28 protein-coding genes and 1 other annotated feature are annotated in these 23,804 nt (G+C 42.0%); of the genes, 6 read left to right on the plus strand and 22 right to left on the minus strand.

Annotated elements, in window-relative coordinates; genetic code table 11:
- The first annotated feature begins 5 nt into the window (after positions 1–5).
- The gene (nrdF, locus tag FC33_RS01065; protein ID WP_057826778.1) at positions 6–989 is read left to right on the plus strand and encodes a class 1b ribonucleoside-diphosphate reductase subunit beta; all 984 of its coding nucleotides are present in this window, start codon (positions 6–8) and stop codon (positions 987–989) included.
- Positions 990–1,005: 16 nt separating this feature from the next.
- Entirely contained in the window at positions 1,006–1,416 is a 411-nt protein-coding gene (locus FC33_RS01070) for a hypothetical protein (protein ID WP_146993421.1), read from the plus strand.
- Between the two features lie 31 nt (positions 1,417–1,447).
- On the opposite strand, the gene FC33_RS01075 is transcribed toward FC33_RS01070, so the two are convergent.
- The 20 genes from FC33_RS01075 to FC33_RS01170 all read right to left on the minus strand — a co-directional run bounded on the left by FC33_RS01075 (position 1,448) and on the right by FC33_RS01170 (position 18,468).
- On the minus strand, positions 1,448–1,984 hold the full coding sequence (locus FC33_RS01075) for a PadR family transcriptional regulator (protein ID WP_057826780.1): 537 nt from the start codon (positions 1,982–1,984) through the stop codon (positions 1,448–1,450).
- A gap of 16 nt (positions 1,985–2,000) precedes the next feature.
- A complete protein-coding gene (locus FC33_RS01080; RefSeq protein WP_057826781.1) occupies positions 2,001–2,537 on the minus strand; it encodes a phenolic acid decarboxylase in 537 nt (178 codons plus the stop codon).
- 114 nt (positions 2,538–2,651) lie between these two features.
- Entirely contained in the window at positions 2,652–5,234 is a 2,583-nt protein-coding gene (mprF, locus tag FC33_RS01085) for a bifunctional lysylphosphatidylglycerol flippase/synthetase MprF (RefSeq protein ID WP_057826782.1), read from the minus strand.
- Positions 5,235–5,400: 166 nt separating this feature from the next.
- The gene (gene rplL, locus FC33_RS01090; protein WP_057826783.1) at positions 5,401–5,769 is read right to left on the minus strand and encodes a 50S ribosomal protein L7/L12; all 369 of its coding nucleotides are present in this window, start codon (positions 5,767–5,769) and stop codon (positions 5,401–5,403) included.
- 39 nt (positions 5,770–5,808) lie between these two features.
- Positions 5,809–6,330: a 50S ribosomal protein L10 gene (rplJ, locus tag FC33_RS01095; RefSeq protein ID WP_057826784.1), complete on the minus strand. Its 522-nt coding sequence runs from the start codon at positions 6,328–6,330 to the stop codon at positions 5,809–5,811.
- Between the two features lie 22 nt (positions 6,331–6,352).
- Positions 6,353–6,468: a sequence feature (ribosomal protein L10 leader region), on the minus strand.
- A gap of 41 nt (positions 6,469–6,509) precedes the next feature.
- Positions 6,510–7,205 carry a 50S ribosomal protein L1 gene (gene rplA / locus FC33_RS01100; RefSeq protein ID WP_057826785.1) on the minus strand — a complete coding sequence of 232 codons (696 nt, stop codon included), beginning with the start codon at positions 7,203–7,205 and terminating at the stop codon, positions 6,510–6,512.
- Between the two features lie 99 nt (positions 7,206–7,304).
- Entirely contained in the window at positions 7,305–7,730 is a 426-nt protein-coding gene (gene rplK, locus FC33_RS01105) for a 50S ribosomal protein L11 (RefSeq protein WP_057826786.1), read from the minus strand.
- Between the two features lie 138 nt (positions 7,731–7,868).
- Positions 7,869–8,753 carry a ribose/proton symporter RbsU gene (rbsU, locus tag FC33_RS01110; RefSeq protein WP_057826787.1) on the minus strand — a complete coding sequence of 295 codons (885 nt, stop codon included), beginning with the start codon at positions 8,751–8,753 and terminating at the stop codon, positions 7,869–7,871.
- A gap of 28 nt (positions 8,754–8,781) precedes the next feature.
- The gene (locus FC33_RS01115) at positions 8,782–9,507 is read right to left on the minus strand and encodes an alpha/beta fold hydrolase (RefSeq protein WP_057826788.1); all 726 of its coding nucleotides are present in this window, start codon (positions 9,505–9,507) and stop codon (positions 8,782–8,784) included.
- Between the two features lie 88 nt (positions 9,508–9,595).
- Positions 9,596–10,147 (minus strand): transcription termination/antitermination protein NusG, encoded by a 552-nt coding sequence (gene nusG, locus FC33_RS01120; RefSeq protein ID WP_057826789.1) that lies wholly within the window; start codon positions 10,145–10,147, stop codon positions 9,596–9,598.
- Between the two features lie 113 nt (positions 10,148–10,260).
- Entirely contained in the window at positions 10,261–10,425 is a 165-nt protein-coding gene (gene secE, locus FC33_RS01125) for a preprotein translocase subunit SecE (protein WP_057826790.1), read from the minus strand.
- 13 nt (positions 10,426–10,438) lie between these two features.
- Positions 10,439–10,591: a 50S ribosomal protein L33 gene (gene rpmG, locus FC33_RS01130; RefSeq protein WP_057826791.1), complete on the minus strand. Its 153-nt coding sequence runs from the start codon at positions 10,589–10,591 to the stop codon at positions 10,439–10,441.
- A gap of 59 nt (positions 10,592–10,650) precedes the next feature.
- Entirely contained in the window at positions 10,651–11,172 is a 522-nt protein-coding gene (locus FC33_RS01135) for an NYN domain-containing protein (RefSeq protein ID WP_057826792.1), read from the minus strand.
- A gap of 3 nt (positions 11,173–11,175) precedes the next feature.
- Positions 11,176–11,898, minus strand: coding sequence for a 23S rRNA (guanosine(2251)-2'-O)-methyltransferase RlmB (gene rlmB, locus FC33_RS01140; RefSeq protein ID WP_057826814.1), 723 nt, complete (start codon positions 11,896–11,898; stop codon positions 11,176–11,178).
- A gap of 10 nt (positions 11,899–11,908) precedes the next feature.
- Positions 11,909–12,322, minus strand: a complete 414-nt coding sequence (locus tag FC33_RS01145) for a Mini-ribonuclease 3 (protein WP_086427368.1) — start codon at positions 12,320–12,322, stop codon at positions 11,909–11,911.
- The gene (gene cysS / locus FC33_RS01150) at positions 12,322–13,728 is read right to left on the minus strand and encodes a cysteine--tRNA ligase (protein WP_057826793.1); all 1,407 of its coding nucleotides are present in this window, start codon (positions 13,726–13,728) and stop codon (positions 12,322–12,324) included. The genes FC33_RS01145 and cysS overlap by 1 nt, the downstream gene beginning before the upstream one ends.
- A gap of 66 nt (positions 13,729–13,794) precedes the next feature.
- Positions 13,795–15,285, minus strand: a complete 1,491-nt coding sequence (gltX, locus tag FC33_RS01155) for a glutamate--tRNA ligase (RefSeq protein ID WP_057826794.1) — start codon at positions 15,283–15,285, stop codon at positions 13,795–13,797.
- A 130-nt stretch (positions 15,286–15,415) separates the two neighbouring features.
- Complete coding sequence (locus tag FC33_RS01160; RefSeq protein WP_057826795.1) at positions 15,416–16,531, minus strand: PIN/TRAM domain-containing protein; 1,116 nt, start codon at positions 16,529–16,531, stop codon at positions 15,416–15,418.
- Positions 16,532–16,546: 15 nt separating this feature from the next.
- Positions 16,547–17,917, minus strand: coding sequence for a DNA repair protein RadA (radA, locus tag FC33_RS01165; protein WP_057826796.1), 1,371 nt, complete (start codon positions 17,915–17,917; stop codon positions 16,547–16,549).
- Between the two features lie 14 nt (positions 17,918–17,931).
- Positions 17,932–18,468 carry a dCTP deaminase/dUTPase family protein gene (locus tag FC33_RS01170; RefSeq protein WP_057826797.1) on the minus strand — a complete coding sequence of 179 codons (537 nt, stop codon included), beginning with the start codon at positions 18,466–18,468 and terminating at the stop codon, positions 17,932–17,934.
- A 112-nt stretch (positions 18,469–18,580) separates the two neighbouring features.
- Between FC33_RS01170 and FC33_RS01175 the strand changes: the two genes are divergently transcribed.
- The 3 genes from FC33_RS01175 to FC33_RS01185 are packed head-to-tail and all read left to right on the plus strand — an operon-like array spanning position 18,581 to position 20,918.
- Positions 18,581–18,862 (plus strand): GNAT family protein, encoded by a 282-nt coding sequence (locus FC33_RS01175; RefSeq protein WP_057826798.1) that lies wholly within the window; start codon positions 18,581–18,583, stop codon positions 18,860–18,862.
- 14 nt (positions 18,863–18,876) lie between these two features.
- Positions 18,877–19,566 (plus strand): ribose-5-phosphate isomerase RpiA, encoded by a 690-nt coding sequence (gene rpiA, locus FC33_RS01180; protein WP_057826799.1) that lies wholly within the window; start codon positions 18,877–18,879, stop codon positions 19,564–19,566.
- Between the two features lie 17 nt (positions 19,567–19,583).
- The gene (locus tag FC33_RS01185) at positions 19,584–20,918 is read left to right on the plus strand and encodes a C1 family peptidase (RefSeq protein WP_057826800.1); all 1,335 of its coding nucleotides are present in this window, start codon (positions 19,584–19,586) and stop codon (positions 20,916–20,918) included.
- Between the two features lie 31 nt (positions 20,919–20,949).
- Here the strand turns inward: FC33_RS01185 and FC33_RS01190 are convergent, their stop codons facing one another.
- Both FC33_RS01190 and FC33_RS01195 read right to left on the minus strand, forming a co-directional pair.
- Positions 20,950–21,648 (minus strand): 2,3-bisphosphoglycerate-dependent phosphoglycerate mutase, encoded by a 699-nt coding sequence (locus FC33_RS01190; RefSeq protein WP_057826801.1) that lies wholly within the window; start codon positions 21,646–21,648, stop codon positions 20,950–20,952.
- 75 nt (positions 21,649–21,723) lie between these two features.
- Positions 21,724–22,281: a C40 family peptidase gene (locus FC33_RS01195; protein ID WP_057826802.1), complete on the minus strand. Its 558-nt coding sequence runs from the start codon at positions 22,279–22,281 to the stop codon at positions 21,724–21,726.
- 129 nt (positions 22,282–22,410) lie between these two features.
- Between FC33_RS01195 and FC33_RS01200 the strand changes: the two genes are divergently transcribed.
- The gene (locus tag FC33_RS01200; protein ID WP_081037011.1) at positions 22,411–23,781 is read left to right on the plus strand and encodes an LCP family glycopolymer transferase; all 1,371 of its coding nucleotides are present in this window, start codon (positions 22,411–22,413) and stop codon (positions 23,779–23,781) included.
- Positions 23,782–23,804 lie beyond the last annotated feature (23 nt).

A 23,804-nucleotide genomic window follows, 5' to 3' on the forward strand; every position in this document is an offset into this window, starting at 1 on the left:
TTCTGATGAGCAATAATTACAAAGCAATCAACTGGAATAAGATTGATGACGCAATTGATAAAGCGACGTGGGAAAAATTAACGGAACAGTTTTGGCTTGATACCCGGATTCCGGTTTCAAACGACTTGAAGGATTGGCACCAACTTGATGACGATCACAAGTACCTTGTTGGCCATGTCTTTGGCGGCTTGACTTTGCTTGACACCGTTCAATCCCAGGATGGAATGGCATCATTAAGACGGCACGTTCGCACGCAACATGAAACAGCCGTTTTAAATAACATTCAATTCATGGAATCAGTACATGCCAAAAGTTACTCAACGATTTTTTCAACGTTGAATACTCCGGACGAAATTGACGAAATCTTCCAATGGAGTGATTCTGAAGAATTTCTTCAAAACAAAGCCAAATGGATCAGCGATATTTATAACGATACGGCTGAAGATCCGTTGAAACAAAAGGTTGCGAATGTTTTTCTTGAAACATGTCTTTTCTATTCGGGATTCTACACTCCCCTTTACTACTTGGGCCACAACCAATTGCCCAACACCGCTGAAATCATCAAATTGATTTTACGGGATGAATCTGTTCACGGAACATACATCGGCTACAAGTTCCAACTTGGATTAAAGGAACGCGGCGAAAATGAACAGCAACAAATGAAGGACTGGTTGTATGACTTCTTGATGAAACTTTACGAAAACGAAGAAAAGTACACCCACCTTCTTTACGATCCAGTTGGCTGGACGGAAGACGTATTGACCTTTGTCCGGTATAACGCAAATAAAGCGTTAATGAACCTCGGTCAAGATCCGCTCTTCCCTGATACAGCCGAAGACGTTGAACCAACCGTCATTAACGGAATTTCAACAACCACATCGAACCATGATTTCTTCTCTCAGGTCGGCAATGGCTATCGTCTTGGGGAAGTTGAAGCCATGACCAATGAAGATTACGAAAAATGGGCAAATGATGACCCTGAAAAATAAAAGCGAGGAATATTTTATGCAATCAAAGGAAGTTACAACGTTTCATAATATCATGCGGTTTAAAAAGGAAAATGCCAGTTCAGGACTGATCGATATTGATCACCTGTACATCGATCTTTCAAACGAGAATCAAAATGAATGTTTCATTCAAAACACAGCAAAACAGATTCTCAAAGATCATCTGTGGTATACCGGCGTCCAGTTTAAACTTAAGAGTGACCAGCAAATTCGTGATTTTATAATTGATCACTACCCACAAATTGCCCATGCAATTCAGCAACTTGACCCCCTTGTCGTTGCCAAGGATGAACAAGCAAATGATCAAAATGCAACTCAACTCTCAAAATGGCTTAAAGTCAATGATTTTCTTGCAGTTCAACTTGCCCGGATCAAGGTCGAAGATGTCGAAGAACCGTTTATTAAGTAAAATAAATAAAAAATCGATGATGGATTTTTCATCATCGATTTTTTTTGCTCTTATTCATTTTAAGCCAGTCTAAATATGCCTTTTCACGCCGAATTGCCCGGGTAAGAATCAAATAGTGGCCATATTCATTATTGATTTGTTCTTGATTCTGAAATAGCATTTGCCTTCGTTCTTTCAAATGCTTTAATTTTTGATTATGCAAATCAAACTCTTTTTCAAAAATTTCAGATAATAAAGGAGAACGACGGTCAACAATACAGTATAGTTTGACCGATGTTAAATCATCATTTTTAAGATTGATTGATTCACTAAACCATTGATTAAGCTTTTCAATTCCATTCTTTGTAATCTGATAATTAATGACTTTAAGATTTGATGAACCTTTCCGAACTTCAATATCGCCTTCTTCAAGCATTCGTTGAAGCTCAGGATAAAGCTGACTGTGCGATACACTCCAAAATTCGCTGATTTCATTCTTGAATTCTTTAATCATATCTCGCCCAGACATTGATCCATTTTTATTCAGTAATCCTAAAATAATAAATGGTAATACACGTGGTCGTGGCACTTTGATTCTCCTTTAACTATTTTTTAATCCGTTTATAGTTTGAATCATAATACTTTCCGGTCCGAATGTCATCTGTCATTCCTTTATACGGAGCTTCGGCAATTACATCCTCATTATTTTGGCCTGCATCACCCATGTAAGTGATCGTTGCAAATTCAGGAACTAATAATTTCGGATAAGTATCATATTTTTCCCGGGCTTCCTCCATCACATCAATATGTTCATTTTGGAAAGTAACCGTGATTTCTGGATGTTCTTCAACCCATTTGGGGAAGAAAATTGTTCCATGCATTTTCTTTTCGTTTGGCATAAAGTCGAGCGCCACATCTGTTCCAGTTGGTTCAGTCCATGTGATCTTATAAACGCCTTCAGTCAACATTACAATATCAGCTTCCTGGTCTTTAACCCAACGACCAGCAACCATTCCACCATGAATCCGATAGTCAACTGTATGATCATTTTTGGCATACCATTCATATTCCCAACCATTATCATATGTATAAATAAAATGAGTTCCTAAAAAATCATCAAGGGTTTTAAATTGTTTTTCCATTTTGCTCCTCCTTCAATTTGTGTCGTTATCAACATAAATATTATATCAAGTTTTAAAATACTTTTCAAAACAAAAAAAGAACACTGCATCCGCAATGTTCCTTTATCATCATAATTATTGTTGCAAGAATTTCGGTGCTAAGACCGTAAACTTCTCCGGTTTCCGTTTCTTGTTAACAACCATTACCAATTGCAACATCGTAATTGCAATCGAACTCCTTTTCCGGTAAGTCGTGTACTTTGAATGCCAGTCATTTGCATATTTATTCTTAAATGACTTTAATCCTTGGAAACCATATAACTTGTAGCCATATTCATAAATGAAATGGGCAACCCGCTCTTCAATAAAACTGTACTTTGAATCCCCAACGTTAGATAACGGAGCCATTCCAAGGTCAAAGTACTTATAACCATTCTCCTGACCGTATTTGAAAAGCTCAATAAAGACCTTGTCCATGATTCCCGATGGGGCATCGCTTCGATGCCGCATCAAATCGATCGACAACGTGTCCTTTTCCATTGGCATTAAGGTTGCAAATGATACTAACTTTCCGTCTTTGTCGCGAACAATTGCAACCGGTGCGCGTTGAATATAACTTTCATCAAAGAATCCAAGGGAGAAGCCCTTTTCGTTCCGGCTGCCTAGCCAACTATCAGAAACTTCCTTTAATTCGATCATTAATTCTTCGCTAAACGGCGGTTCAACTATTGAAAACTCGTAGCCTTCGCGTTCGAACTTGTTCATTAAAGCCCGCTGTGCCCGTTGTTTCTTTCCGCTCAACGTAAACTTATCAAGTTCAACGTAACCTTCTTCCCCGGTCTTGATAAAGTCAAAACCAAACTCGTGAAGGATCATCGTTAACTTCGAATTAATTTCGTAGAATACTAACTGATAACCATATTTATCCGATAGTGAAACTAATTCCCGCACCGCGTCCTTCAAATACCGCTGATTTCCGACCGGTTCGCCCATAATGATAATTTTATCAGCTTTGATCTGGTACATCAGGTAAAGCTGATCTTCATTATCTTTTTGGAAAATGTAAATAAACTTATCTTTTAAGTAAGCAAGATGACTAACTTCATTCCCGCCGTACTGATCAATGATCGCCTTGATGCGTTCTTCAGGGAATTCCATCTGATTAAACGGATCTTTACCCTTTGTAAAGTAATTCATCATGACTAACAAAATCAAGCCGGCAATAATCATTCCAACTAATCCGTACAGCCAAACTTGCTGATCAGGGAAAATCAACCCGCTTGGGATCCGGTGATGGTGATGTTGATGCGGCCGGTTTAAGATTCCGACTAACATGTAGAGCAAGAAAGCTCCTCCGAACATCAACATACTTAAGACCGTACTTTCAAATGAAAACTGCATCTTTTCCCGGTATAATTCTTTGCGTGAAAGCACAATGCAAATCATTACAAAGACCAAGAAAATTGCCAAGGTCGGGGTATACTCTTTCCACAACGTGTTCACAACCCCAATTGCCAAAATAATCAAGGTTGGAACATACGCTTTGCGTTGCTTGAGTTGAATTGCCCGCGCCATTCCTAACAACAGGAACGCAAACAAAATATTCGTCATCTGATTCAGGAAAAAGAAAGTGTACGGCATAAACTTCATCAAAATTGAATTTGAGAAGGTAAAGTTTGGCAACGCAGATTCAAGTAACATAAAGATTCCTGAAAAGTACATGAACAACGTTACTAACCCATGGGCAACCTTTTGAATAACCGATTGCGGAATCCCGTCAAAGTTTTCGTTGATTTGATGTCCCATGTCATGGACGAAGAATACGCCCCCTAAAATAAACGGAACAATGTAGTAGAACAACCGGAAGAAAAGAATCCAAACAACCGCTAATTCACTTGAAACACCAAGGTGCGTCAATTCCAAAATCATGAACACATCAAATGAACCTAATCCACCCGGAACCATTGAAATGATCCCCAAGATTTCAGCGATGATGTACAACGGCACAACATCGATCAACTTGATATGGATTCCCATCAAGGCGCCAATCACAAGGAAGAATAAGGCCGCACAGCCCCATTCAACCGTTGACCCAATGATCAATGCAAATTCGCGTTTCCACGTTAAATCCTTGAAAAATTCATTATCTTTAAACTTCGTAACAAAGAATAACACCGGGAAATACAATCCGCCGGCCAACAACCAAATCGAATACTTATGGAAAATTGCTTCTGATGGAATGGCAAACATCATTACCAATGAGATCCAACAGAAAATTGAAAGGCCGGCTAGCAGGAACAATGCAATCTTGGAAATCGCATATAAGATTTCCTTTTTGCTTGCGCCATCCTTATAAAAGTTCGCCCGCAGCGTCGCTCCAAGCAAACCGCCAAAGCCCGCAACGTTCGTAAAGGTATTGGTTACCCAGCCGCTGCGCGCAATGTAGCCGGTCGAAAAATCACCCGGTAAAAATTTAACGATCACAAAGTCATAAATCAACATTGGCAAAACCGCAATCAACCCGCAAATCAGCATTGCGATAATGACAACCGGTGGTTGATCTGACAGGGCTTCGCCAACCTGATGCCAATTTAATTGATGAAAAATTCTTCCAATTTCAGTAAAAACAAACAACAGCACTGAAAGGATGAAAACCATTTTCAGCAACGTGGCATGTTTTTCATAAAAATCTTTTACTCGCGTAAATGCTTTTCGCATTATCGCTCCTCCTTAATCTAAAAACAGTCCTAATTAAAATAATATAATAAGTTCGTTTTTGATAAAAGGAAAAAGGAGAAATCCATTTCAAATTAAAAACTATTTTTAAAAAATTCAATAAAAAAAGGAGGATGGAAATCCATCCTCCTTGAAGACATGCTCTTAATTATTTAAGAGTAACCTTTGCGCCAACTTCTTCAAGTTTAGCCTTCATGTCTTCTGCTTCGTCCTTAGCAACGCCTTCCTTGATTACTGAAGGAGCGTCATCAACTAAGCCCTTAGCATCTTTCAAGCCAAGACCTGTAATGTCCTTAACAGCCTTGATTACCTTAACCTTAGCTGAACCTGCGTCTGTTAATTCAACGTCAAATTCTGACTTTTCAGCAGCGCCGTCTGCACCTGCAGCACCTGCAGCAGCAACTGGAGCAGCAGCTGAAACACCAAATTCATCTTCGATAGCTTTTACTAAGTCGTTTAATTCAAGAATGCTAGCTTCTTTTAAGTCAGCAATGATCTTTTCTGTATCTAATGCCATTTTATTTTCCTCCGAAATTTAAAAATTATTTTTAATTAATTATTCTGCATCTGCTTCTGCGTCAGCACCTTCGTCCTTGCTATCTGCAACAGCCTTAACAGCATATGCAAAGTTGCGAACTGGTGCTTGTAATACAGAGAGTAACATTGAAAGCAAACCGTCGCGGTCTGGAAGTTTTGATAAAGCGTTGATTTCGTCTAATGATGAAACCTTACCTTCGATCATGCCACCCTTGATTTCAAGGTTTTCGTGATCTTCAGCAAACTTAACCAAAATCCGGGCTGGAGCTGTAACATCTTCTTCAGAGAAGCAAACAGCTGTTGGACCAGCAAATACGTCGTCTAAGCCTTCAATTTCAGCCTTAGCTGCGGCACGCTTTAAGTATGTGTTCTTAATAACGCGCATTTCAACTCCGGCTTCACGTAATTGTTTACGTAAGTCTGTAACTTCTTCAACAGTTAAACCACGATAGTCAACAACAACGTTTGATACTGAATTTTTGAACTTGTCAGCAACTTCGTCAACGATCGCAGCCTTCTTAGCGATAATTTCTTTAACCATGTTTTCACCTCCTAGTTGTAGATTAGAGTAATAAAAAACTCTATGTCTACACTAAGACATAGAGAAAGAACCGTATTCTCCTCGGCAGGATTTTGAGGCTTACGCCACCTGAGTCTTAGGTAGAACTATTATCAACTTTTTTAGTTTATCATAACCGATTTTATCGGTCAATTACTTTTTTATTTAAGAGTGTTAACGTCGATTGTAACACTTGGTCCGAATGTTGAAGCAACTGATAAGTGCTTGATGTATGTTCCCTTAACAGCAGCTGGACGAGCCTTCGCAATTACTTCGTAAATTGCCATGAAGTTTTCATTTAATGCCTTGGCATCAAATGAAACCTTACCAACTGGAACGTGAACGTTACCGTCACGGTCTGTCCGGTATGTTACTTGACCTGACTTAGCGTCTGTAACAGCCTTCTTAACATCCATTGTAACTGTACCAGTCTTTGGGTTTGGCATTAAGCCTTTAGGACCAAGAACCCGACCTAAACGACCTACTTGAGCCATCATGTCTGGGGTTGCGATTGCAACGTCAAAGTCTAACCAGCCATCTTGAATCCGTTGTGCCAAGTCGTCGTCACCAACAACATCTGCACCGGCATCCTTAGCTTCTTGAGCTTTAGGGCCCTTAGCAAATACGATAACTTTTTGGTCTTTACCTGTACCGTTTGGTAAAACCATTGCGCCCCGTAATTGTTGGTCAGCTTGCTTTGTATCAAGGTTTAAGTTAAATGCAGCTTCAACAGTTGCATCAAAGTTAGCAAAGTCGATCTTCTTAACTAATTCAAGGGCTTCTTCTGATGTGTAGCTCTTGTCAGCTTCAACTTGCTTTGCAGCTTCTAAATATTTCTTGCTTTTCTTTTTAGCCATTAGTGTTTTCCTCCTTGCAAAATGTGGTCATCGGATAAACCTCCCACTTGACATCTTTACTTTCGCAAAGTGTCCGACTGGGAAGCATGTTAGTTATGCTTAGTCTTTAACAACAAAGCCCATGCTCCGTGCAGTACCTTCAATCATGCGCATAGCAGCTTCAACGTCTGCAGCGTTTAGATCTTGCATCTTTGTTTCAGCGATTTCCTTAACTTGGTCTTTTGTAACTGTTGCGACCTTCTTTGTGTTAGGTTCGCCTGAGCCTTTTTGTACACCAGCAGCCTTCTTAAGTAATACTGAAGCAGGTGGTGTCTTTGTAATGAAGTCGAATGAACGGTCTTCATATACATTGATAACAACAGGAATAATCATGCCAGCTTGGTCAGCTGTCCGTGCATTAAATTCCTTTGTGAATCCCATAATGTTGATACCCGCTTGTCCTAAAGCTGGACCTACAGGAGGAGCTGGAGTTGCTTTTCCAGCAGGAATTTGTAACTTAACTACGTTTACTACATTCTTTGCCACGGTAAAAAACCTCCTCTTCCGTGTGTGGTTCGGATGGCCATTCAGATTTGACCTCCCACTAAGTATGTGTAAAACATACTTTTAAAATATACCACAAAAAAAGTTTCAGTGCAATGGTCTGCACTGAAACTTATGTTTTTAAACAATGACTGTAATTGCAGCCGCAGCGATGATCAAGATCAAGCCGCCAACTGTAACTGCCATTTCACGATGCGTTTTCTTTTGTCCTAAGAACCAGATTCCGGTCAACGTTGCTAAAACAACGGATGTTTGTGACAGAATAAAGCCGGTTGCCAATCCATTCATATTCGGCTGTGCTGAAATTAAATATGTAAGGGCCGCAAACGCAAAGAAAAATCCTGAAATAATTTGCTTATAGGTTACCTTTTGCGTAAACGGATTGCCTTGCTTCCGAGCCAGCGTAATAATTCCGTAGATCACGCCAACAATTACCATTCCGATTGCTTGCGGCAAGAAAGCCTGTTTCCCGTTAATGCTTGCTGCTTGCGGAGCGGCTGAGTAAGCCAAATATCCAATTTCACCAATCAGCAAAACAATAACTGCTTTGCGCAAAGAATTGCTGTCTTCCTTTGTTTTATGCTCACTCCAGACTGTCATCCAAGCACCGAGAATAATTACCGCCAAAGCAACAAAGCCAACAACTTTATCGACCATCGTTGGCCAATCGCCAAGCGCAACAACGCCCCAAAGCGAAGCTCCTAAAAGTTGAAAAGCCGTTGTAACCGGCATTGCCCGCGAAGAACCGATCAACGTAAATGAATAAAAGGTGATCACTTGCGCCACTGCCCAGCCAATTCCAGAAAGGATTGCCAGCAGCAGGTCTTTACCCTGAGGAAAGCCTAAATGCTCGAGCAGATTATAAACAATCGCAAAAATCAGCGTTCCAATCGTTGATCCAAGAATTTGATTTACGGGCTTGCCGCCAAATTTAGATGCAATCGTCGGATAGATTCCCCATCCGATCAACGGCCCTAATCCAATTAAAATCGCAACTAACTTCATTGAATTTCACTCCATTTCAATTCTTTTATTAGTGAGTTAAAAACTTGCCGATAATTTGATCGACCTGTTCGTTTTCATGTAAAAGGCTATGTTCAGCCTGTTTCCCATGAATAATATACTCCTGATATTGCCGCCGAACATCCCTGACCAAGTAACGCAATGACAGCGCCGAATTGACCGAAACCTGACCGTCAGAAAAAGTCCCGTTCTGCAAATTTCCCGCAATGTTCAGGAAACGAATGTCTGCGGGCATCCCAATATTATTGGCTTTCATCCACCGGTAAAGAGGAGACATTTTAACCGGGCCCGTTGTCGTTAACGGATGGTCTTCAATGTACGGCGTTCGCTTCCCAACTTCAAGGTCATTGAACGGAGCCCCAATCGTAACCACCCGTTTGACCTTCGAATTCCGCTCATCATATCCATATTGATTCAAATACATTAAAACCGATACGCATCCCATCGAATGGGCAACCAGATTCACATGCGGAATCCCATAATTTGTCTTCAACTGGTTCAATAATTTCCAGATCCATTTAACTTGATGGGCAACATTATCGCGGTTTTCTAAAAATAAAACTTGAATCAATGAACGCGGCCGTCCCCAAAAATAAATATGTCCCGTTCGCGAAATGATCGCAATACATGATTTTTCTCCCCAATGGTTCTTCGCAAACCGTTTCAGCATCTTGCGAAAAGAAAAATACGTTCCCGAATAACCATGAATGAAAAGCGTTGGTTCTTGAACTCGCATTTTTATCAATTCTTTCTATTGCTTAATAAAAATGAGGTTGTTTCCGCAACCTCACCCATTATAGTTAATCTTAAAACTGAATCTCAAATTAAACGATCTTGTCGATTTCATCAAAGCCGACTTCAACGTTTGTTTCGTGGCCCATCATTAAGATGTTTCCTTTGATCTTCATCTTTTCGCCGTCAACTTCTGTTACCTTGATTACTTGACCCTTAAATGGTCCATCGATAATTGCAACGGAATCACCCACGTTAACCTTAAAGTCTTGGTGACGGGTACTCATGCCAAGGCCATGTAAAATCGTTTGGATTTCTGAATCCAATAATGGTGCTGGCTTGCTTCCGGAACCGTGAGAACCGACAAATCCGGTAACCCCTGGGGTATTCCGCACAACGTACCATGATTGATCCGTCATTACCATTTCAACTAACACGTAGCCAGGGAAGGTCTTTAACGTTTCGACCTTTTCCTTTCCCGTCTTGGTTGTTTCATGCTTTTCTTCTTCCGGAACAACTACCCGAAAAATGTAGTCTTCCATTCCCATTGATTGGGCACGTGATTCCAGGTTTGTCTTGACCTTGTTTTCATATCCAGAGTATGTATGCAAAACATACCACTTTTTTTCTGATGTTTCTGCCATTGTGATCCTTCCATTCATCATTAATTCATTTGATTTCAAAGCAAAATAAAAAAACCTCGCAAAGCGAAGGTTCTTTCAACTGACATTAGTATAACAAACTTTTCTGCGTTTGACTAGATAAAGGAAATCAAACCTTGAACAGCAGCGTCAATGACTGCAAAAAAGATAATCAAGAGAATTGACATTGTAACAACCGTTGATGTATCTTTCCGGGTTTCGCGTGCATTTTCCCACGTTGTATCCTTCATTGTTTGAATAACTTCTTTAAAAAATTTCAACGTTCTCGCTCCTTTATTTCGTTTCTCGGTGAAGAGTATGTTTATTACAGTATTTACAGAATTTCTTTACTTCAAGGCGTTCAGTCCGGTTCGGATTCTCAGTGATCGTATAGTTCCGTGAACCGCAAACTGAACAAGCTAATGCAATTTTACGTTTTGAAGACATAATTCTCTCCTTCTAAAATCTCAAGATAACTATACAATTAATTCTTTGCACGTGTCAAATTATTCTGAAAGTTCATCCCGTAATTGCGCAAGTTTTTCCAACTGCTGCTCATCCCACGGACTTTTTCGAACCGTTGACTGAATTTGATAATTCTTCGTTGCCTCACTGACTTTTCGCCGGGCATGCTTAATATCCTGATATAATTCCCATGCCGGCTTCCGAAGAGCCCCCTGTGAAAAGATCGTCCATTGTTCGGCCTGATCACTGGTGGCGACTGTTACCTGCGTCAATGGTGAAAGGAGCCTTCCAGCCAAAGATTCAATATAACTGTCAGCATTCTGCCCTTCATCCGTCCAAATGATCGTTAAGTCGTATTGCTGATAACTTTTTGAAAGTCCCGGAACGTACATTGCATCAAAGACAACAATGATTTCCATGTCCATTTGTTTCCGGTAATTCGAAAGGACTTTCAACAGCTGATCGCGTGCATCTTCCAGCCGGTCAGCCTTTTTTAACTTATCGAGCTGCGGCCAATTTCCAATCATATTATAGGCATCCACAATTAAAACCCGCTTTTTCATCGGTTATTCTCCTCGCGACGAAAATGCTTGATACATCAATAAACTAGCAGCCACACTGGCGTTTAAACTTTGAACATGCCCAACCATCGGGATCGTCAGCATTTCATCACATTCCTTTTTCAAAAGCGGTGAAATTCCCTTTCCTTCATTTCCAATGACCATTGCCGTCGGTCCCTTAGCACTCCACTTCCGGAAATCTTGGCCTTTCATATCCGTTCCAAAGACCCATACTCCGCGTTCCTTTAACTGCTTTACGGTTTGAACTAAATTGGTAACCCGCGCTACTGGAACGTATTCAATGGCGCCGGTTGAAGTCTTCGCAACCGTTGACGTCAGTTGAACCGCTCGGCGCTTGGGGATAATAATTCCATGAATACCGGCTGCATCCGCGGTCCGTAAAATCGATCCTAAATTGTGCGGGTCTTCGATCCCATCAAGAATCAAGAAAAGCGGATCTTCATTGCGCTTGGCGGCCCGCGCAAATAAATCATCAACCGTTGCGTATTCAAATGGCGAAACCGTCAAAACAACGCCTTGGTGATTCTGATTATTACTCAGTTGATCCAATTTCGTTTTCGGAACTTGGGAAACAATGATTCCCTTTTGTTTCGCCCGGGTCACGATCTCAGCGATGGCATCTGAATTCGATTCCGCCTGGACAAACACCTTATTGATCGTCTGCCCCGACTTGAGCGCTGCCATGGCTGGATGCCGCCCGATCACCATATCATTTGTATTACTTTGAGCCACTTAAATTCTCCTCCTCAACCGTTTTAATACACCATGCTGCAATTTCATCCAACCGGTCCTTTTGTTCACTTAAATATAAGTAGCCGAAAAGGGCTTCAAACCCCGTCGAGATCCGATAAGTCATTACCGATGTGTTCTTCGCTGATGTATGACTTTTCGCATTCCGGCCGCGCTTAAAATACTCTTGTTCTTCTTCTGTCAGAAGGTGCTGATCTTCCATTCGTCCGACCAAAAACGCTTGGGCCTTTGCCGAAACATACCGGGTTGCAATATGGTGCAACTTAGTTGGTTTGGTAAGTCCCTTTTGAAGCAAATGCTGCCGGACATATACTTCATAAATTGCGTCGCCGATATAAGCGAGGGCGATTCCGTTCATCTGATTATAATCTGCAATTGCCATTATTCTCTTCTCCACCGTGTTCCTTGCGCAGTATCTTCAAGAATGATTCCTTGGCACTTCAATTCATCCCGAATTTCATCACTGCGGGCATAGTCCTTATTTGCCCGGGCTTCGGTTCGTTCTTGAATCAACTTTTCAATTTCTTCGTCCAATAATTCCTGCTTCGGCATCTTGATTCCGATAATCTGGGTCAATGCTTCAAACTTCGTCAACATTGCCTTGGCAAGTTTCTTTGAAACCTGCTCCTTTTCAGCGTAAACGTTCATTAACTTAGCAAATTCATAAAGCGAAGTCATTGCATTTTGAACATTAAAATCATCGTCCATTGCCGTTTCATAGTCGCTGACTAATTGTTCGAATTGCCGCTGAACCGCTTCATCAGCTGAAATTTCACCGGCATCCTTCATCCGGTAATCGAGATTTCGGTAAGCCGTTGTCAACTTTTCAAGATTGGTCTTGGCTTCGGCAAGGTTTTCTACCGTATATTGAACTGGCCGCCGATAATGCGTTGTTGCCATAAAGAACCGAATTACTTGCGGATCGGCCTTCTTTACCAGGTCATGAACCGTGACAAAGTTCCCCAGCGACTTGCTCATCTTTTCGTTTTCCTTGCCGATCGTTACAAACCCGTTATGCATCCAGTAATTAACAAATTTATGTCCTGTCTTGGATTCGCTTTGGGCAATTTCATTTTCATGGTGCGGGAATTCAAGGTCAACTCCGCCAGCATGAATATCGATCGTGTCTTCAAGATACTTAGTTGCCATCACCGAGCATTCAATATGCCATCCAGGACGGCCCTTTCCCCACGGTGAATCCCAGGCAATCTCACCCGGTTTGGCCTTTTTCCAAAGAGCGAAGTCAAGCGGATCATGCTTTTTGGCTTGTTCTTCATCCGTTACCCGTTCGCTTGCTCCCTGTTCAAGGTCGTTGATTGATTGACCTGAAAGTTTCCCGTAAGTCTTAAACTCGCGAGTCTTGAAGTACACATCGCCGTCAACAACATAAGCAGCGTCTTTTTGAACTAATTCGTCAATAAACGCAATGATATCATCCATATTTTCCATTACGCGCGGATTTAACGTTGCCCGTTCAACGTTTAACGCATTAATATCTTCATAAAATGCTTTGATGTATTTATCTGCTAATTCAGGGACTGTCATTCCGGTTTCCTGACTTGCCTTGATCAGCTTATCATCAACATCCGTGAAGTTTGAAACATACTGAACATCAAATCCCTTATATTCTAAATACCGGCGAATAGTATCAAACGCAACCACGCTCCGGGCATTACCGATATGAATGTAGTTGTAAACGGTCGGTCCACAAACATACATCATGACCTTGCCCGGGTGAACCGGCTTAAATTCTTCTTTTTGATTAGTTAATGTATTGTAAATCTGCATTTTGCTCTCCTGTACACAAAAGAGGGTGACCAACGTCCGCCCTCTTTTATCAAATATTTGCCTTCATTAAGCACCAATTTCCTTTAATGTTTGTTCAAGGTGCTTCAATGCCTTTTCCCGTCCAAGCAATTCAATTGATGGTGCGAGGTCCGGACCGTGCATTGCGCGCGTTGTGGCAATTCGAATCGGCATGTATAATTGCCGTCCGCGAATCTTGGTTTCCTTTTGAATTGCTTTGATCGTGTTTTGAATTTCAGTTGCATCAAAAATTGGCAGCTTCTTTACGCGTTCTGCAAATTCTTTTAACACAACCGGTGCCGTTTCAACTGCAAGTTCTTCCTTAGCAGCATCATCCAGCTTGTCTGGTTCACTGAAGAAAACATCAGCCATTTCAACGATTTGACCCGTGTATGACATTTGTTGTTTGTATAAGCTTGTCAATTGACGTGCCCATTCGATCTTCATTGTGTCTGGGTTTTCTTCAACCTTACCCGCTTTAATCAATTGCTTCAATGCTGAATCAGCAATTACGTCTGAGTTTGCAGCCTTGACGTATTGGTTGTTGATCCATTCAAGTTTCTTAATGTCAAAGGCAGCCGGTGACTTGCTTAACCGGTTTGGATCAAACATCTTGATAAATTCCCGTTGGTTAAAAATTTCTGATTCGCCAACTGGTGACCAGCCTAACAATGTAATGAAGTTAAACATTGCGTCTGGTAAGTAACCAAGTGAACGGTATTGTTCGATAAATTGAAGAACCGTTTCATCCCGCTTACTTAACTTCTTCCCGGTTTCTGAATTAATGATCAATGACATGTGACCAAATTGAGGAGCTTCCCATCCAAAGGCTTCGTAAACAACCAATTGCTTTGGTGTATTAGCAACGTGGTCGTCACCCCGCAAAACGTGGGTGATTTCCATCATGTGATCGTCAACAACAACCGCAAAGTTGTAAGTTGGCATTCCGTCCCGCTTTTGAATGACAAAGTCGCCGCCGATCGTGTCTGATTGGAAACTGATGTGGCCCTTTACAATGTCATCCCATTCATATGTCTTGTTGTGCGGAACGTGAATCCGAATAACCGGCTTGATGCCTTTTGCCCGTGCAGCTTCTTGGCTTGCCTTGATTTCGTCATCTGACATTCCTTCATATTCATAAACATACCGCGGAGCTTCGCCACGTGCTTTTTGTTCTTCACGTTGCTTTTCAAGTTCTTCTTCGGTCATGTATGATTCATATGCTAAGCCCTTATCAAGCAATTCTTGAATTAATGGCTGATAAATGTCTTTCCGTTCTGATTGACGGTATGGACCATACTTGCCTGGCTTGTCTGGACCTTCATCCCAGTCGATTCCAAGCCACTTTAAGTTTTCCATTTGGCTCTTTTCGCCATCGGCAACGTTCCGCTTTGTATCGGTGTCTTCGATCCGTAAAACGAAAGTTCCTTTGTTATGCCGAGCAAAAAGATAGTTAAACAATGCTGTTCGAGCATTTCCAATGTGTAAGTGTCCTGTTGGACTTGGTGCGTAACGCACTCTGACTTTATTCTTAGCCATTAATAGCGCCTCTTCCTTGTTATTTTTATCTAAAGCTGCAACAAACCGCAATCACGCTTTGCCGTTCTTATTTATAAATATTTACCGTTTAATTTTACAATGAAATCTTAAAAAAATAAATGCTTCACCATTAATTATCATTTTTTTCATTCAGTTCGCGTTTGGAATGAGCCAACTTCGCAAAGATCATTCGGCCGGCATCCGTTTGAATTGCACTTGTAACTTCAACTTCGACCATTTTATTCATGAAGAATTTTCCGTCTTCAACCACAATCATCGTTCCATCGTCAAGGTATGCAACTCCCTGTTGCCGTTCAGTTCCATTTTTGATGATCGTGACCTGTAATTTTTCACCCGGAATGACCCGCGGTTTCAATGACTTCGCTAACTGATTGATATTCAAGACCCGCACGTTTTGAAACTCGCTGACCTTGTTCAAATTATAATCGTTCGTAATGATTTCAGCGTCCATCAGTTTCGCCAGTTTGATCAATTTACTATCAACTTCTTGAATATCATCAAAGTCCCCATCATACATTTCGATCGGGACAATTTTTTCAGCCCGTAATTTATTCAAAATGTCCAAGCCGCGCCGGCCGCGAACCCGCTTGATACTATCACCGGAATCAGCGATATACTGAAGTTCATATAATACAAAGTTGGGAACGACCAGGGTTCCTTCAAGAAAACCGGTTTTGGCCAGATCATAGATCCGTCCATCGATCAAAATATTGGTATCCAGTAATTTATAGTGATAGAAATTCTGTCCGGCCTTACGTTCCAGAACCGTTCCATCCGGTGAATTCTTTTCCTTCTTTTTGCGATTAAAAAGATTCCGGAATTCAAGTGTCCGGGAGCGTCCGACCACAAAGCCGAGATACCCAAATAAAATTAAAATCGCAATTGGCAAAAAGGCATTCACGAAAAGCGAATGGGACCGCGTCAATGGGGTCGTGATCAAAAAACCGAGAATCAACGCTAAAATAATTGCAATTACTTCTGAAATCAGGCTATCCGTTTGCTGGTGCAGTAAATTCTTTTCAATCCGATCGATTATCCGGTCAAATGGATCAACAAGCAAAAATGAAAGCAACGTAAAGGCGATCAATCCAATCAGCATGTCCATCGGGGCATTTGCAAGCCACGGATTATGAACATGAAACATTGCCCAAAGTGCTGGTAAAAATGAGTACCCGGCACCGATTCCTAAAATCATTAATGCAATGCGAATCAACTTTTTCCGCATAATCTCACCTTCTTCCTATCTAAAAACCATCTTTAATGTTTCTGCAAGGGTTTGAACGCCGACAACTTGAATATTGGCCGGAATCTGCCAACCATCAAGATTGTTTTTCGGAATAAAAACACGTTTGAAACCCAGTTTGGCGGCTTCAGCAACCCGTTGTTCGATGCGGTTGACCCGCCGAACTTCCCCCGTTAATCCGAGTTCCCCGATGAAGCAATCTGTCGGCGACGTTTCTGCATCACGGTAGCTGGAAACAATACTGACCGCAATCGAAAGGTCAATCGCTGGTTCATCGAGTTTCACTCCGCCGGCCGCTTTCAAATACGCATCCTGATTTTGCAACAGCAAGCCCGCCCGCTTTTCAAGAACCGCCATGATCAAGGCCACGCGGTTGTGATCAAGCCCTGTTGTTGTTCGTTTGGCATTTCCAAAAGCCGTTGGAGTTACCAGAGCTTGGATCTCAACTAAAATCGGGCGCGTTCCTTCAAGTGAAACCACTACTGAGGAACCCGTTGCGCCGCGTAACCGCTCTTCAAGAAAAACTTCAGATGGGTTCGCAACTTCAACCAAGCCGCCCTGCTTCATTTCAAAAATTCCAATTTCGTTTGTCGAACCAAACCGGTTTTTGACTGCCCGTAAAATCCGGTAAGCCCGGTGCTGGTCGCCTTCAAAGTAAAGCACCGTGTCAACCATGTGTTCCAAAATTTTCGGTCCGGCAATCGCTCCGCCCTTGGTAACGTGACCAACAACGAAGACGGTTACGCCGTTCGTTTTCGCAATTTTCATCAAATCGGATGTTACTTCACGAATTTGGGCAACGCTGCCGACTGCCGAAGTCATTTCCGGTTCCTGCATGGTTTGAACCGAATCAATAATAACGTAATCCGGTTTTAATTCTTCAATGTTTTGCCGAATACGGTCCATATTTGTTTCTGGATACAGATAAAAGTTACTGCCGCCAACGCCCAGCCGGTTAGCCCGTAATTTGATCTGAACTGCACTTTCTTCGCCTGAAACATACAGGACCTTTTGCGTTTGAGCCAACTGTCCGGAAACCTGCAACAGCAACGTTGACTTTCCAATCCCGGGATCCCCGCCAATCAGCACAAGGGAGCCCGGAACCACGCCGCCGCCAAGCACCCGGTTAAATTCTTCATATTGCGTTTTGACCCGCGGCGTTTCCGAAGTTGAAACCTCATCAATCAACTGGGGTTTAACTTCGTTGCCCGCAAATGTCATGTGAGGCTTCTGCTTAATTGCTGATGGTTGTTCTTTAACCTCTTCAATTAATGAATTCCATGCCCCGCAATTCGGACACCGCCCAAGATAACGGGGTGAAACGTACCCGCATTCCTGACATACATACTGTGTTTTTGTTTTTGCCATTTTCAATCATCCTATTATTTTCCTGATGAACCAAAGCCCCCGGTCCGTTTCATTTGCGGAGCTTGTTCATTATCACTTGTTAAATATGGAATAAAGATTCCCTGACCAAGCCGTTCACCCTTTTTGATCACTTGATCGCGGACCCCGAAATTCACTAATTGGAAGAAGATCTCGCCTTCGTTATTTGCATTGCCGTAATAATCGGCATCCACGATTCCAACCCCGTTAGGAAGAACGATACCGCGCTTTAATGGTGAACTTGAACGGTTCGCCAACATCAAAAATTCATCATCACCCATGTAAGCTTTGATGCCCGTTGGAACAAGATATGGTTTCAAAACATGATTAGCATCTTCATAATCTTGATCAGTAAGGGGCTTTTGCTCCCGTAATGCTTTAAAGATTTTAACAAAGTTCAATTTCCAAATGCTTGGAAGAACAAAATCTTCGGCCGCACAAAAGTCATAGCCGGCAGCATGCTGGGTTGCTCGTTGAGGCAACGTCAAGCCCGCATTTTGATAACGTGAAACAACTTCAAAACCACGATTCATAGTAATTCTCCTCTGCTCATTCTTATTTATTAATCATACCATTAAAAACTTGAATATGGATAACTTTATTAGCCCGAATATGCTAAACTTTATGGTAAGTGGAGGTTTAATTATGGAAGCAATTTGGAATGAAAACGAACTGATTTACCAAGAGAACGATGAAATGATCGCTAACCTTGGATTCCGTCATTTTTCACCTTCATCCCTCTATGTTATTGAACGGGTGTGGGTCAAAGATGACCAAAGTTTGAAAATTAAATTAATTCAGGACGTTATTCAGCACTTTAAAGCCGATGATTTGCAAATTATCCCGCTTTGGCCTGAAGCCCTTGAATTTTTCAACCACCATCCTGAATTTAATTCATATTTAGCCAAACCACTTCACTCAATTTAAAAGGAGGATTACTGATGGATCAAAATCAACTTAAAAAACTCGTTGGAGAAAAATCAGTCGAATTTGTCAAAGATAACATGATTCTTGGACTTGGAACCGGAACAACCGTTAAATACATGGTTGATGCTTTGGGCAAGCGCGTTCAAGAAGAAGGCCTGCACATTACCGGGGTAACAACTTCCGAACGGACAGCCCAACAAGCTAAGAGCCTTGGAATTCCGTTAAAGTCCGTTGATGAAGTTGACCACATCGACTTAACGATCGACGGCTCAGATGAAATCAGTTCTGATTTTCAAGGAATCAAGGGTGGCGGTGCCGCATTGCTTTTTGAAAAAATCGTTGCGATCAATTCGGATAAAGTAATGTGGATCGTTGATGAAAGCAAGCTTTCACCAAAGTTAGGCTCATTCCCGCTTCCGGTTGAAGTCATTCCATATGGTAGTCAAAAAGTGTTTGAACGGTTTGAAAAGAAAGGCCTTAACCCGAAATTCAGAATCGACCCGCAAACAAATGAACGCGTCCGGACCGATTCAAATAACTATGTCATCGACCTTTACTTGCATGAAATCGATCACCCCCACACATTGGCAAAATATTTGATCAGCCAAGTCGGAGTGGTTGAACAAGGTTTGTTCCTTGACATGGTCAACACGGTAATCGTTGGCCGGCAAGATGGTCCAGAAGTAATTCAGGTTAAACGTTAATTTTGAGGTGAATATTTATGAGTAAAGCAATTAGTCAAGAACAATTACAAAATTTCCAAGCTGACCTTGATAAGCATGAAGGTCACGAAGTTAATGAACGTGCCGTTACTAAAAACGGAATTTTAAGTGTCAGTGCCGACTACCGTTCAGAAGTCGCAATGGACCGGGTCTTTTCAATCGACATTGACACCGGCAAGGTTGCTGATCAAAAACGGTCAGGCCGCTGCTGGATGTTTGCTGCTTTAAACACAATGCGGCACTCAATGCGCGAAAAGTTGCACATGAAAGACGACTTTGAACTTTCACAAAACTATACCTTTTTCTGGGACAAGCTTGAAAAATCAAACTACTTCCTTGAAAATGTCTTGCAAACCGCTGAATTACCAACTTCTGACCGGAAAGTTACATGGTTGATGCAAACACCGCAACAAGATGGTGGTCAATGGGACATGTTAGTCGCATTGATTCAAAAATACGGGGTCGTTCCGCAAACCGTCATGCCGGAAACATTCAACTCATCAAACTCAATGGAAATCAATAAGCAACTCAACCTTAAACTTCGCAAAGATGCCGTTGAATTGCGTGAATTAGTTGCCGCTAACAAGAGTGATGCTGATATTCAAAAAGCAAAGGAAAAAATGCTGAACGAAATTTACCGGATGTTAGCTTACACATTCGGTGAACCACCGGCAAACTTTGATTTTGAATACCGTGATACTGAGAACAACTATCACCGGATCGAAAACATTACGCCGCAAGAATTCTTCAAGAAATACGTTGGTTGGAACTTAGACGATTACGTTTCAATTATCAATGCCCCAACCGCTGACAAACCATTCAACCACATGTACACGGTTGAAATGCTTGGAAATGTTTTAGGCGGCCGGCAAGTTCGCCACTTGAACCTTGATATGCAAACCTTCCGCAAAGTTGCCATCGAACAACTTAAACATGGTGAAAGTGTTTGGTTCGGTTCAGATGTTGGTCAAGAATCCGACCGGAAGAAAGGAATCATGGACACGAACCTTTACCACCAAGACGAACTTTTCGATGTTGACTTTTCAATGTCAAAGGCTGAACGGCTTGACTACGGCGAAAGCATGATGACCCACGCCATGGTATTGACCGGCGTCGATTTGGTTGATGGTCAACCAACAAAATGGAAAGTTGAAAATTCATGGGGCGATAAGGTCGGCGAAAAAGGATTCTTCGTAATGAGCGATGACTGGATGGAAGAATTCTGCTACCAAATCGTTGTTAACAAGAAATACTTGCCAAAGGACCTTCAAGAAATCTTGAAGGAAGAACCAACTGTTCTTGCCCCATGGGATCCAATGGGTGCATTGGCTTAATAATTAATTCAATCCAAAATAAAAAATCTGCCTAATTGGCAGATTTTTTTTCGTATGACAAAACTTTCTTATCCAAAACTTCAAGGGTTTGATCATCTAACGTATAAACAATTGGTTCACCATTATAAACTTCAACCCCATCAATGCCTTCATCACTGATGCGTTCCAAGTATTTTAACAATGCCCGTAAGGAACTTCCGTGAGCGACAACCAGCTGATTTTTCCCTGCTTTAAGGCGGGGAGCAATTTCATCGACCCAGTATGGAATAATGCGGGCTGAAGCCATTTCCAAACTTTCAGATAACGGCAGCAAATCATGCGGAACGCTTGCATACCGCCGATCATCATCAAATTTCTTTAATTCTGGCGGAACCGAATAGTACGACCGCCGCCAAAGCGCAACCTGCTTCTTTCCATAAATTTGACGGGTATAATCCTTATTTAATCCCCGTAACGCGCCATAGTGCCGTTCATTCAACCGCCAAGTTTTATGTTCCGGGATCCATAATTGATCGATTTCATCTAAAACAATATTAGCGGTTTTAATTACCCGCACTAAAACCGACGTATGAACATCGCTGAATTGGATTCCTTCTTCACGCAAAAGCCGACCGGCCGAGTGGGCTTGCGCCTCCCCTAACGCTGTCAACGGAACATCTGACCATCCGGTATATTCATTTTTTTGATTCGCAATACTCTGTCCGTGGCGGAGTAAAACTAACTTAACCATTAGTTCACCTTCTTACGCTTTTTAACCAATTTTTATCATATCAAAATCCCTCCGGACGATAAAGCAGAAAGAATTTTAATCAAGCCGAATTGCGAAATCCGGCCGGAAAAATTGGACATCCGAAACCATTACGGATTGACCTGGCGCAGGGGCCTGAATAAACTTCCCGTTTCCGCACGCAATTGCAACGTGATACGTCTGTCCCGGAAATCCCCAGAAATATAAATCTCCTGGGTGGGCTTGATCGAGCGGAATCTTTTTGCCGCAATGTTCCTGTTGGGTCGTCACCCGCGGCAACTGCTTCCCGCAATGCGCATATACATATTGAACAAGGCCTGAACAATCAAACCCGTGCGGGGTGGTCCCGCCCCAAACATATGGCACTCCAAGGTATTTTCGGGCTTCACGAATGATTGGATTGTCGTTTTGTTCGTTTTCTAAATTATCTTCGCTCTTTTCAAAATCATGATTCACTGCACTTGGCAATTCAATTTCCGGACCAGCCGAAACCGTTACCTCAACGTCATTAATCTTCGTCTTTGGCGCCCAGTAATAACTTGAAGCGTGAACTTTTTCCGCCCCGCATAGTAATAATAATGCGGTGACACCACTAATTATTAGTCTTTTTATCATTATCATCCCTCCATTTATTAAATTCGCAATTTATTCAACTTTTCAATTATTTTTTTTGGTATAATTCAATAGATAAGCGAAAAATAAAATTGAAATGTAAAATTTTGAAGATAAAATTAAGGAGTCAATATGGATAATAACAAACGCGAAGATTCATCATTATATGATGAAATTCCTTCACGAACCGAAGAATATCATAAGCGGAACCGGGCGAAACAAAGTCTCCGCAAGAAGATCTGCGCGATTTGCTTAGTTGTGTTACTGATTGGATTCTATGGAATTGGCGCATTTGCCCTGAACATCTTAAATCATACGCGAACAGCAATGTCCAAGGCTTATTCACCAACGGGCAAAGATCAAACAATTTCCCAAGTTTTGAAGGATAAAAAGCCGTTTTCAGTCTTGCTGATGGGAACCGATACCGGTGATCTTGGACGAACGTTTAAGGGGCGGACCGATACGATGATCGTAATGACCGTCAATCCGCAAACGGAAAAAATCACCATGACAAGTATTCCGCGGGATACGGCCGTTCATATTTCAGGTTCAAATAACGAGTATGACAAGATCAACTCGGCTTATACATACGGCGGAACCGATTTGGCGGTCAAGACCGTTGAAAAGACGCTTGATATCCCGATCAACTTCTATATGCTGATCAACATGGGCGGCTTAGTTAAAGTGATCGACGATCTTGGCGGCGTAACCGTTACCCCACCATTGACGTTCTCATACCAAAATGTTTCAGTTACAAAAGGGAAAACCGTCAAACTTGATGGTAAACAAGCATTATCGTATTCACGGATGCGGGATGACGACCCTCAAGGAGATTACGGCCGGCAAAAACGGCAAAAACAAATTTTAACGGCCATCATCAAAAAGGCAATGTCCGCTTCTTCATTAACGAAATACAACAAAACGATCAATGCGATCCAAGGAAGCTTGAAGACTGACCTTTCATATGATGATTTAATGATGATCGAATCATATTACAAGGATGCCGGCAAACACGTTTCATCGCGAGTCCTTCAAGGGCATACCGAAATGTTAAGCGGCTTATCATACCAAGTCGCAACTGCCGCTGAAAAACGGAAGATTTCAAATGAAATTCGGCACCAATTAAGATTAAAAGATTCGGATTATAACTTTGAAAAAGACTCACTCAGCCAACTTGAAGGTGATGGCAGCAGTGATGATGATTCAACCACAGACACCACTTCAACCGGTAACGGATACGGCTCAGCAACGGGAAATGTTGGGACTGGTTACGGAACCGGAACAGGTTATGGAAACCAAACAACAACGGCTTCTCCTCGGACCCAAACTCAAGGATACGGAACGGGGACCGGTGCAGGCACCGGAACTGCTAATCAAACAGCAGGGACTGGAACCGGCGCGGCAACGGGAAATGCAACCGGCGGCAACTATGGGCGGACTGCTGGAGCAACCGGTACGGGAACCGGAACAGGTGCAGGAACAACCGGAAATTACGGATACTAAAAAAAGATTGTGCGATTTTTTCG

Source organism: Ligilactobacillus aviarius subsp. aviarius DSM 20655, from assembly GCF_001436315.1.
In the GTDB taxonomy this organism is placed as follows: domain Bacteria; phylum Bacillota; class Bacilli; order Lactobacillales; family Lactobacillaceae; genus Ligilactobacillus; species Ligilactobacillus aviarius.